This window comes from Mucilaginibacter mallensis, from assembly GCF_900105165.1.
GTDB lineage: Bacteria > Bacteroidota > Bacteroidia > Sphingobacteriales > Sphingobacteriaceae > Mucilaginibacter > Mucilaginibacter mallensis.
On the sequence record NZ_LT629740.1, the window covers coordinates 4,998,041 to 5,010,548 of the forward strand.

Here is a 12,508-nt window from a genome sequence, read left to right on the forward strand (position 1 = left end):
TTTTAACTGCCTAGTTGTGTTACTGTAACGCCGCTCTGGCTACCATTAATAGTGAATTTAAAAGTTTTAGTGGTAGTACTTTTACAAGCACCATTAGCTATTGTAAGAGTTACCGAAACGCCGTCGGGGTTCTCATTTTGCACTTGCGGACTTAGTATCGCCAGGAATTTTGCATCGGTAGTTGAATCTTTAGCCTTTAATTGTTTATTCTCAGGGGTGATCTGCCATTGATAAGTAACCCCGCTTTCAACATTACTCGCATCAAACTCGATCTCCGATGGCTGTACACCATTAACCTGGGCAGGGAATGTAAAATCACTCCCGGCATCAGTTATCACAATAGTTGTTTTGGCGGATGTTACACGCGCCACTGTATAATAAACATCATATGAACCCGGCGTTAAATTAGCAGGCACAAATGACCCATTGGCGTTTATGCCTGTTATTGCCGCCCCTGTACTATCACCAAATGTGCCGCCTGTTGGCGTGCCGCTAAGTTGTGCTGTACTACTATCATTACTGCAAAAAGGGCCTGCTGCATTTATTACAGGCTGCTCTACAGGCTTAATTGGTTTAACAATTTTTAACGGCCTCGGCTCCGGCATAATGTACGCCACCGGCGGGCAATCCGAACAGCATAGGTAAGGGATATAAAAATCAGCTATTACAGCGCCTTCAGTTAATCCGCGCCTGGTTCCTATTACCGGTGGGTTTAATGCGGTTATAATTGGTGTTTTTGTTTTAGGGGGCGCATCCTTACAATCTTCAACAAACTTCATAATCATTTTAGTAAGCTCCGTGCTGTACGGCGATGGTGTGGCTACAGGCTCACCGGTTGTAGTACCTAATACCTCTGCGCTTCCCCTTTCTACAATGATACCTACCGCGTTAACCGGTTCACGCAGCTCGCGTGATTCTCCATCATAAACCAGTACAAATGTGCCGCCTTTGGGTACGCCTGCCTTATGTTCAAGCCCCGGGTGCTTTTTATAGTAGTTAAAAAATGTAAGCTGCTGCTGATAGTTGCGGAGCCGCAGCATATATTCTCTTTTTAATACATCTATACGCTCATCAACACACAGCGATAGCAGCAAGCTCAGCTCATCGGTAAGCAGTATTAGTTCACCTGCTTCATCAAATGAAACATAATCAGTGGTATTACCAGCGGAATCAGTGGTACTATTATCAGCAGCCACGTCGGCAGCCTCTAACAACAGCCTGATCACTATTACGGCCATTTCCAGATACTCACGGTATATCCTCACCAGCAATTCAATATTAATTTCGGCCAGGGTATGAGTGTATAAAACGAACATCAGGTCCTCAACAAATTCTATAAACTGAAAGAAGTGATATTCAGCAACAAGTAACTTATCCCCATTAGCCCTGATCAAACTGGACTGCAGGGGGTTTCTGAACTCCCCATTACTGTCTAATGATCGTAAGTAGGTCCAGCCCAGTGTTCTTTCGGCAGGGGGGCAATTTTTCCTTAAAAAATCACCTCTTTTATAAGTCGCACTGATAGTTATTGGCGTTTCAAACTCCAACGCACCTTTGACCTTATAGCTTGAAAAACTTGCATTGCCTAAAGTGTATACCCCCTGATTTATTTCCGTATCCCCGGTATTCGTATTCTCCTGGGCCTTGTCGACTATTACAGTACCATCATTCCCGGCCTCATCATAACCAGACCTGAAAGGCATATTGCTGATATAACAAAACAGGGTGTGAATTTTACAGGCGGCATCGCCTATTATCAGCTTGTAGGCCGTATCCAGGTCCTGCATACTGCATTCGGGCAGCGGAGCACTCAAAGTCAACTGATCGGCCGACACAGCTACTACATCAAAGGGCAGGTTATATTCGGCACGTTGTAATAGTATGCGCTCTAAGGCAATCCTGTAGTTTTGGCCGATATGACCCTCTATCCTGAAAAAATTATACTTTTCTATATCATACAAAAGCGGGTCTACCACAGGCTTTTTGCTGGTATAGCTATTGGCATGATAGCTTAAATTTAACGTTTCTTCATTTTTAAGGGTTTTTTCGTAATTCCAGTATTTGTATAATTCAGTGTCGCCATTACCCGTTAAATTAAATACCTGATTAAGCTTCTCTGTACCAAACGGTTTCATATGAACACCCGCTTTAAAATAGTAATAAGGGATGGCCCGCGCCGAAAGCGGCGGCCACTCATACTGGCTCGGTGTAATGATGATGGCTTTTTCTGTTTGTATGGCAAACTCCCGCAGCATTACAATTATGCGCTTAAACAGCAGCGTTGCTTCGGCGGCATCGCCATCCATTTTTGAAAACAGGCCCGAATAGATAAAGTAATCGCGGTAAGGGTCCTTTAAAAACGCGTCAGTTGATTGCGAAGCGCTGCCCAATATGAGGTGCAGCGGGAACAGGTTAACGTCCGGGCAACATTCTGACAGGTCGGCTACCTTTTCCGAAAGCTCATAATAAGCTTTGATCAGGTCATCTATAAAATCATAAAAGTACTCTATAAAGTACGGCACCTGCTTAAATATGCGCTCCCGCATTAGTTTCAGCTCAGCCAATAAAAACACAAAGGGATTTGTGTTGAGCTTTAACAACGTGCCGTATTCCTCATAAAGATAATTTAAGGCATCGCTTAACTCAGTTAAAACAGCATTATCAACAATTGCATAAAATGCCTCTAAAACCTCTATGCTTGTTTTTAATGGTTTGTAAGGCACATTGTAACGTTTCAGGTTGATCTGGTAATCGTTTTGTGTTAACGTGATCTTATCAGGCATCCCGTTTCTTAATGTGAGCAGATCAGCTGTAGGCACCAGCAGCGGCCTTACCGTAAACACCATTTTTTCGCCCATGTTATTGCAATCCAGCATATCGCAATTCTTGAGGTCGGTTTCCTTTGCTTCCAGAAACAAAGCTACCGCGTAATTATCCAAAAAGCCATTGGTAGTATTTATGGCTACTGCGCTGGCTTTTTTGGCTGGATCAAGCGCCTTTTGCTGATCATCCGTAAGCAACAAATAGATCTGCGTGCCACTGGTACCATAACCTTCATAAAAAGGCAGGTCGGTGCCATGCTTAAAGGGCAGGTCAGCAGGGATCGGTATCTGCGAATAGTTCATGTACCAGGTATACTTTTCCTTTGGCTGCACAATAAGGTAACCCTGAGATGTAACACCACAGCCCTTGGTTATTTCAATACCATTGCTGTGAATAACGATCTCCAGGCCACAAGCAATACCTATCCCAATCAGCTTGTTGCGTGTCCAGCGGGCCTGGTGATCCAGGTAATTGAATGACTCATTCAGGTGGTCATTAGTGAGCACCTGATCCGCTTCAAAGAAGATGTATTCATTTGAATTTATCATATCTCAAGTTTTATAAGATCCTAAAACAGTTTTTCCTAATTGTACCGGGTTGGTGCCCTGGCTATCCTCACAATCGTGCAAAGTAGCCACAGGGTATTCGCTATGCAGACTAAAGAGCAGCTTCAGCAGTTTATTATTGGCGACCTCGAATTTGTGCAGGCCGGTTACCTTATCCAATGAGTAATTAGCCAGCGCAGTTATCCATGCCTTATATTCCCTTTCAAACTCATACATGGATTCATCATTTATCCAGCAAACCTTAACAATAGTATGAGCGGGCACTTCCTGACGGACGATATCCTCAAAATACTCCCTGAAAGCCATGCTCCGGAAATGGGCGGGCCAGTAAGGCATCACCACTGAAATACGGAATGAATAGGGGTCCTCATCGCCGCAAAAATCGCAGTTGGGATCAAGGCATACCGGCGCAAGGTCGAAAGTATTATCGCGTGGCCTTAGCAAAATATGTTCAATAAGGTGCAGACCTTCATTATCACACATGGTACTAAATGTACTGATGAATTGCGCCATGGCTGTTTCTGCATCCGCTTCGGATGTAAAATTATTACTGATGGCTTGGTTAACGCCATTGTTATCAACTACGTATACATTCCAATTGATACCGGTTTGGGTGATGGCGTAATTATCGGTTGTTAACAGCAGATCCATAAATGCAGGGAGTGCCTTTTGTGCCTGTGCATTAGTGTTATAGCTTTTAACAGAGGTAAGTGCGTTCGCGCCCTCCGTAAATACAAAATTATACTTGGCAGGTGTACCGCTGGAGGTAATGGTTGCATTGCCAATACAGTATAGAAACCTGCGGAAATATGCTTCGACACCCGGGATATTGCTTTTAAAACCACCAAGGTGACTCAGTTTTCTTTCAACGCCTGCTACATTATCGGTATCCCATAGTTTTAAGGTATCAATTGTAAAATCGTGCTTTTGCGGGAAATAGTTATAGGCCCTGCCACGCTCATAGCTCATTACCGGGTAATCCTGCAAAAACTGGATCTTATCCTCGATCATGCTGGCAAGGGTGATACCGGTTTCCTGCTGCGTGGTATAATCCAGACTATACATCAGCAAAACATATTCATTAAATGATTCGGCAAAGCGGCTCATCAGGTGATCGAGGAAACTGTTCCGGCGGTTGAGGAAAAGCTCATTTTTTTCGTATAACGCTTGCCAGTCGTTTACCGTAGTTGCTGCCGAATCCTGGTTTTGCATCACCAGTTCATTAATGGTTTTTGAACTGCTATCCTGCTTGTAGATGAGCATGATATTTTTAACGCTATCAATAAACTGGGCGTAATAGGTCTGCACCGTTGTATCGGTCGAGAACAGCTCTTTGGCATTTGCCAGTTGCGACAGAAAATCGGCCAGCAACTGATCGTACAGCAACAGGTAAGCCTGCAATTGTTTTGCCTGCGCCCTTCGCTGATCGGTAGCTGTTGGCGGCAGGCCTGGTTGCCCGATACCATAGGTTACCGGGAAAAGTTCTTCAATAGAGGTATAGCTATCCAACGGGAAATAAGTACCTGACGGGATAGGAATATCATCCTCATGGCCCGATAGTTTATTGTGTGCCCGGGTGGCGCGCAGCCAACGCAAAATATCATTCACCTCATCCATATTTGGCAGGTACGGGAACTGGTTCTTATAGAACACCATTTTTGATTTGGTTTCCGAAAAAACAGGTTTACATCCCAGGGTGATCGGCATACACCAGCTTTTATTGGTTTCACCTGTTACAGGCTGATCATCGGTGCCATACTTTGTCATCCTGAAACTGCGTACAGCCAATACGCCTTCAATATTCATAATCAGGCTGATGATCTCTGAGGCATAGATCTCCGTTTTTAACTGGGTTTGCTCCAACTGCACCGTATCAATAAAGCCATGCTTTAAAACCGGGCCCGAGAAGATCTCATCGGTAGTATAACCCATGGCCTGCATTTCGCTCAGCAGGTAAAAGTTTACCGGTGGATTCAGGTATTCCTCAATGGCAAAAAACACTTCGGCCTGCACCTCCGACATATCAGTTGATGGCGTTATATCAATGTCACAGCAAAAGGCTATTTCCTCATCTTTTATTGTAGTAACACTTACAAAATCCTCACACAGGTTACGGTTCTCATTTAATCTGCGGATAGCTTTTTGAACGATGTTTTTTGCCTTTTGGATCTTTAACAAATACAAATTCACCACCTGGGCCGTAAACTCCGGCGTAAAAAAGTTCGCAAGTTCGGCAGGGCCAATTGTCTGATCCGCTGGCTGCAGGTCAATGTTTACAATGGGTATAAGTGTTATGGTATAGTGCGCGCTGCCAATTGAATATTTAACGTTTATAGTGGCAGTGATAATGCTGCCGGCAGCACTAAATGTGGCACTCACATTAACCGCCTTTACCGGACTGGCCAGTAATAATTTTTCAACAGATGGATCATTCCATATCGGGAAAACTATCGTCAGACTCACCTCGCCCTCAGTAAATGCACCAAATACAGGGTTTAATATTTGCACTTCGCCATTGTTCAGGTCGCCGAGCTGGTCGTCATCATCCAGATCAAGCAATACCTGGTACAAACCCGACAGGTAAACCGGGTGAGGCGTTACAGTATAGGATAATGTATCTGCGCTACAATCGGCATATATGGGTACTTCATTTACCGCGATGTTTACACCGTTAACCGTGTTATAATCAACCGCTGTAAGCCAGGCATTCTCTACCCCAACAATATCGATCAGCAGCTTGCGGTAATCATCAATAGTTAATGGCGATTGGGTGAGGATATTTTTTGCGGTGTATAGTGTTTGCGTATCGGGGATGGTGCCATCGGGATTGGTAAGCAAATCCTGCATGGGCAGGTCGATGCGATAGCCCAGCTCGGTAATGGCATAGCATAGGGCCTCCATAATGGTTATACCGGGGTCATGCTCATTGTAGTCCGTCCAGTACTTATGGCTCAGCTCCTCAATATAATGCAAACCTTTTGCACGGAGGGCAGCATAGTCCTGATCGGTAGTTAGTACCGGGTTTTTATCTATAAAGTCTTTATCCATTGCAATCGCATTTATCGCCAGGTGTTATCTTGTGTTTTACCTTAGTTTTCTCGTTATAGTACGATACGATGATCGACCGTGCCGTACTTGGCACCGCTTCTTCAATATCTTTTTGTATAGAGATGACAGTATCGCCATCGCGTATAATGTGGCTCATCTTAAAGCAGGTAACATGATCCACATAAGTCCGCTCTTCAACAAAATTCAGCACTACCGATTTTTCAACCGTGTTGCCAAACTCAATAGCCTGTGGGTTGCCAAAAGCCCAGGGTGTTAAAAACTGTTCTATATCGTTATTTAACTGGGTAACATAAAAGCTCGGATCCGACAAGCCAATGAACACCACATGAAACTTAAACTGCACCTCCTCAAACTGCGGGTTGGTAACATCCAACTGCACAAATGGCGATGTTAAAGTGGCCAGGTAGGTCTGTATTTTTGTAAGCAGCCCGATACTGGTATACGGTCTGAGCGGGTTAACCGTATTTATATTGGTCAAGTCAGGTATAGTGATCACCATTACATGCCCCGCCAATGTTTCCGAATATTTGGGCAGATTGGTGATTGTATCGGTGATCATCCCGGTATGGTTAAGGCATTTTACCTTAAAAATTTCGGGGTATTGCTGTAGTACAATCCGCTCATAATCCCAGGTGGTAATGGCGCGTTGTTTATGGCGCAGCCTTTCGCTCACCCGCACATAAAACTGATCGTCGGTTTCAGCCACCCTGCCATCAAAGGAATTATAGGGTTGCTGCGTCTGCTTTAAAGCAGCATCGGCAACGGCGGGCTTGCTGATGGTATTTGGCGGCAGGGTTTGCGTAAACTCGATACCATCGGGTATGTCCTGTACAAACTGTGCTTTGGCGGCATTAACATCTACGGCAATTAGGTTACATATGGCATCTGTTTCATGTACTACAACCGCTTTTATCCATAGCAATGCAGCATCGGCCCGGGTATTATCAAGCGTGGCTGTATCGGGCACTAAAAATACCACCAGGCCCGAAGTGGTCAGGTTGCTCGTATAATCAACCACCGATGTATCATCAAACTGCAACCAGTTATTGGCGCTCAGGTAATACCAGGTTACAGTAGTCATAGGTTGCAACGGGTTGGCGCTGCCATCAGATACCTGAAACAATACCGAGAAAGTTTCATCGGGCAAAGCACTGCTTAATCCTATCCATAGCTCCCCGCCATCATTCCCGCTTACAACCGGGGTAAGGTTAAAGATCGGCAGCAACGTAAGCGGATCTTTTGCTATGATGGTCGGGTGCATCTCGCGGAAGCCAAAAGGCTCCACATGATAAAAATAATTAGTACGGGCATTGTACTGGGCCGCAGTATTTGTATTTAAGCTGATGGTATCGGCAGCGGTATAGTTTACCGTTAACGCTTTGGCAATAGGATGCGGAGGGGTTGTTACATCAGGCTTGCTTACTGTATAACCCGAAACCTGCGTTGTACTACCGGTAACATAATTTACTGTAACCGATGGCGGGGTTATATTGCCGAGATAAGTGCTCAAACTATAAGCCGATCCCTGCAATTCCACCTTTATAAAGCCATCTATTTCGGTAACTGAATAATCATCATTAGCGGTAAAATCAAGCGGCGATTGTACCATTTCACTGGTATCAATGGCCATATCAGTACCCAGGCCTATAACACCCAGTTCCTGCCAGTCGCCTTTTACAAGGGTATAGCTATCCACATTGGTACTTGCAATCGGTGCCTGCGACCATTCTATCTCCAGCGACAGGACGGATAATTTCTTTTGAAAGATCTCCTTGCTGCCCATAATAAACGCGGTGCCTGCTTCGGGAAAGTCGCCAAAAGGTTTAAATGGTTTTGAAGTGTTTATTTTACCATCATCATTCTGGAGCGACAAGTTTTTAACATCCTGTACAATTACCGCTATATCTATTTCAGTTATACTGAGCTGTGCTATTGTTGTGTACGATGCAAAACCTCCTGTAAGCATTATCTGCGCCATGGGCAGCTCCTGCGGGAAAGTACCGCCGTGTATTTTAGCAGAATAAGGGATTATAGATGGCGCATCGCCCTCCAAGGTAACGGTCAGCGTAAATGAACTGGTGCTGTTTACAGCGATGGTATAAGATGGCACAGTATACCACGCTTTTTTGCCTGTTAGCTGTATAGTAAAGGCAGGCAAGGCCGATGTTCCGGTAAGCATTGCCGCCGTAAGAGCGGTATTAGCCGTGTATTGAAAAGTGATGTCGATCTCGCGCGTGCCTTCATTCAGGTAAAGCACGTTTGATGCCAGCGCAAAACCTATGTTGGCAGTCTGAATATTGTTTTCAGGATTGCCGAACGCGGGCCATGAGCCATCAGCACTTAAGAGCTTGCCTCCCTGCCCATCCTGTGAATTAGCGATTGACGATGCATATAATGTAACCGGTGATCCTGCATATTCATCCAGATAAATTGATCTTAATGCCGTTACACTGGCAGTTTGTAATACAATATCATCCGTAAGTGCATAAAACAGATTGTTGCCATTGGCATCTTTACCTGCCTTAAACTGTGTGCCCTGGGTTAACAGGTGCTGGTCGATATTTTTTTGCAGGGTGAAAAGCAGGTGCACATAATCCGCCTCGGCGGGGCTGTTGGTGAGCTGCAATACATCTTTGTAATAAAAATCGAGATGCCTTTTAGTATAGCCATTCAAATGCTGTTGTGCATAAGTGAACAACCTCAAAAAAGCCAAATACAAGGCATAATGCGGCGAATGTTTCGGATATTCTTTTAATACCTCCTGCAAATACGCCGGGGTACGGCTTACAATGGTGGTAACCCCATCAATAAATGCCTGGTATGCCCCTATAAATAGATTATGGGTTAGGATATGTTTAATATCGGCAAGGGCGGTTGTGCCGGTAAGTGTTATTGGATATACGGTAGCAGGGGCAGCACTTGTAAATGGCGGATCGCTCAACAAGGCTATGTTGAAATTTTGTGAAAGTATCAGCGGATCAACCGGGGTAAGGCCATCGGTAAAAGTCAGTGCTTCATCGATAAGTACAAGCGGATTGGTTTTAAACTGATTATAGTAATACACCAAAGTACTCAAAGCAGCCGCCAGGTTTGATGCAATGGAAACCGATAAGAAGGTGGTATAATCCAATTTCGCAGGCAATTGACGATAAGCATTATCAAGCCCTACCGCCAATGAAAAAACAAAATCAAATAGCACCTTAAAGTATTCCTGGGCTTCAAGATCGGTGGTGGCGTTCAGGGCATTATCAATGGTGCTTTGTATATAGCTAGCATAATCCTGTGTGCGCCAATCGGCAATGGTGGCAATTACTACGGCAACATCATTGCTCATTAGTGCCTGCCAATCGCCCACAATGGCATTAGTGAGGTCATAATAATTTAAGTAGGCGGCGTATCGTTTGGTGAGTAAAATCAGATCGGCATCAGTACGCTCATCCACCAGCGGGCAATCAGTTATCAGCGCGCCTAAAGGCCGCTGTACCTGACTGGTACCGCTATTGGTTAGTAACGTGGTATCTGTACAAGTTTTTGCCATTAATTTAGTTCTGTTCCTTCTCTTTTATAAAAAGGATATACAAAATTGAACCTTGAATTTGTAGTGCGCACCGTATAACTGATGTTGATTATGATGATCCCCTCTGCATCCTGACTGTCATCTATCAACAAACTATTCAGGTCTATTCGCGCCTCATAATAAAGTATGGCGGTGCGTATCATTTCACTTATATAGCTTTTAAAGGTGGTGTTCATCGGCTCAAAAAGCATTTCGTTAAGGTTGCAGCCATAATCGGGTAGCATAACGCGTTCGCCTTTTCGAGTTGATAGTAGTATTTGCAGACTGAGCTGTATATCAGCTTCATCGCTGCTCATGGCTACCTTATTGGTCGCATTATCAAACGTTGGCGGGAAACCCCAGCCTGTTCCTAAAAAATCCGTGTTCATTTTAGCCTCCTATAATTACTGTTGGACATCCTAAAACTATTGTACCGCCGTGCGCGGTTGTATCACCCATGCGGGCCGCTGGTTTACCGCCAATTAATACCGTTGATGAACCCATGGCAATAACATCAGGCGGACCGGCACAAACACACATATCACCAACACAGGCCGCAGGTAAACCACCGATTAACACCGTTGGGCTACATGGCGGCAACACAGGGCCACCCACATGTGGTACCGGCCCGGTAAACATTGGGCAAACGTGCATATCTGAAACCCGTGCTGCAAATGGCATAATTTTTCTTTGTTTTAATTGATCATTACAACCCCACCCTTTATTGTTGCCGTGCCCGAGCCCTCAACACTTACTGATGGTGCCGATATACTTGCACTACCACTCCCCGCGTTTATTGTGGCCCCGCCTGCGCTTACCGCTAAACTGGATGAAGGCGTAAGATTTATATTGGTAGCGGTAACATTTAAATTACCGCTTGCTGTTATGTTTATATCCGCTGCACTTTGCATGGTTATGGATGATGAGTCCATTGAAAATTTATTGCCGTTCTCATCTTCAATATCTATCACCCCATCCTGCTCGCTAAGGGTTAATTTTTTACCTGCGGGAGTCTGGATCTTTAGCGATTTTTCGGAATCATTGAACATCATGGTCATGCCGCTGCGCGATGTATAACCCTTTTGATCATTTTGGTTTGAACCTTTTAAGGGCGCGGGCTTAACACTGCTGTTCAGCATACCCAGTACTACCGGGTGGCGCGGGTCGTTATTTAAAAAACCAACTATTACTTCGTCGCCAATCTCAGGCCGAAAGAACATCCCCCGGTTATTGCCCGCATCCAAACTGGCTATGCGGCTCCAGACACCATCTTCATTAGCATCGATGATGGGCAACCGTACACGGATGCGGTCCTGGCTGTCGGGGTCACTTTCCAGATCGGTAACCACACCAATCTGAAGGCCCTGTATGGCAGGCAGCATATTGCTTGCCGGTGCTGAGTTTATATCCGGCTGCGCCATAAACAAATCATTCGACATGCCGAACTGCACATCGGTATTCCATTTACCTTCGGTGATATCATGCCTAACGGCCGATATAAATACCGGTCCGTTGAACCTGTCGCCAACACCACCAATGTTGATCAGATCACCCGGACTCAATTCTCCGCCATATCCCCTAAAACGCACCCTACCACGGCAACGTGATAATCGTGCCTTCAGCAAACGGGAGTCAGCGAGACTTTGCAGTTCATCCGATGTTACATCCTCACCCGAATACAGGTCATATTCTGCTATATTCAACACACTGCCCAAATCACTGCTCGATAGGTTACCGTTTTCGGTAAATCCGGGTTCCGCGGCGCTGGCTGTTGCTACCGCCTGGGTGGTATAATCCCAGGTTTTGGCTACAATGCTTTGGTACTGATTTCGGGCATCCAGGTCGGCATCAAACTCAACCATGGTAGCGCCAAATACGGCATCAAGCACCGTTGCGGTAGTAAAATCAGGTTTTTTTGCGGTGACAGTGCCATTGCTAACTGTACAGAGTTTGCCATTCGCTTCCATGCGCGATACGATGAAATCCCAGTCGGTGCTGTCGTATTGTACAATGGATTCCAGTTGTGCGCTGGTATCTTCAATAGCTGCCGTTAAGCCATAATTACCGATGATCTCGCTGGCGGCATCGCTATCCTTTTGGTTGTAGAAATATTTATTTTTGCGGGCAACGGTCATTTGTACAGCTTTATCCCGGCAATCCAATACCAGGATTGGTGAACCGCTGTTCCTTATTTTTATACTGTGCCGTAAAATTATCCCGCTAAATATCGGCGATTCATCGGAGTGATAACCCACCGTAACATCAATGGTAGAACCCGGTATAAATGTAGCCTCGTTGCTAACAGGGAAATCCTGTTTAGCCGGGTCACCATCATTAATTATGATCTTAGCCATAGGTATACGGTTTATCTCGTTGGTAAAACTCATTGAAGCAACTTTATATGTTGTACCGAGAGCAGTTCCATTTACCTTAATGGTGTAGGTAACCAGGTCGGTTTTTTGTGTTCCGGGTAGTGTTTGGCTTAACGGCATAA

6 protein-coding genes are annotated in these 12,508 nt (G+C 45.0%); all 6 read right to left on the reverse strand.

Annotated elements, in window-relative coordinates; genetic code table 11:
• Positions 1-2 precede the first annotated feature (2 nt).
• From BLU33_RS20380 to vgrG, 6 genes are read right to left on the reverse strand one after another with little or no spacing between them, the layout of a single operon-like run.
• Entirely contained in the window at positions 3-3,371 is a 3,369-nt protein-coding gene (locus BLU33_RS20380; RefSeq protein ID WP_091377547.1) for a hypothetical protein, read from the reverse strand.
• Positions 3,372-3,374: 3 nt separating this feature from the next.
• Positions 3,375-6,437 carry a hypothetical protein gene (locus BLU33_RS20385; RefSeq protein ID WP_091377550.1) on the reverse strand — a complete coding sequence of 1,021 codons (3,063 nt, stop codon included), beginning with the start codon at positions 6,435-6,437 and terminating at the stop codon, positions 3,375-3,377.
• Positions 6,430-9,996, reverse strand: a complete 3,567-nt coding sequence (locus tag BLU33_RS20390; RefSeq protein ID WP_091377552.1) for a hypothetical protein — start codon at positions 9,994-9,996, stop codon at positions 6,430-6,432. Before BLU33_RS20390 ends, BLU33_RS20385 begins: the two co-directional genes overlap by 8 nt.
• Positions 9,996-10,403, reverse strand: a complete 408-nt coding sequence (locus BLU33_RS20395; RefSeq protein ID WP_091377555.1) for a GPW/gp25 family protein — start codon at positions 10,401-10,403, stop codon at positions 9,996-9,998. Before BLU33_RS20395 ends, BLU33_RS20390 begins: the two co-directional genes overlap by 1 nt.
• A gap of 1 nt (position 10,404) precedes the next feature.
• Positions 10,405-10,695, reverse strand: coding sequence for a PAAR domain-containing protein (locus tag BLU33_RS20400; RefSeq protein WP_091377558.1), 291 nt, complete (start codon positions 10,693-10,695; stop codon positions 10,405-10,407).
• Between the two features lie 14 nt (positions 10,696-10,709).
• Complete coding sequence (vgrG, locus tag BLU33_RS20405) at positions 10,710-12,506, reverse strand: type VI secretion system tip protein VgrG (RefSeq protein ID WP_091377561.1); 1,797 nt, start codon at positions 12,504-12,506, stop codon at positions 10,710-10,712.
• Positions 12,507-12,508: the final 2 nt, after the last annotated feature.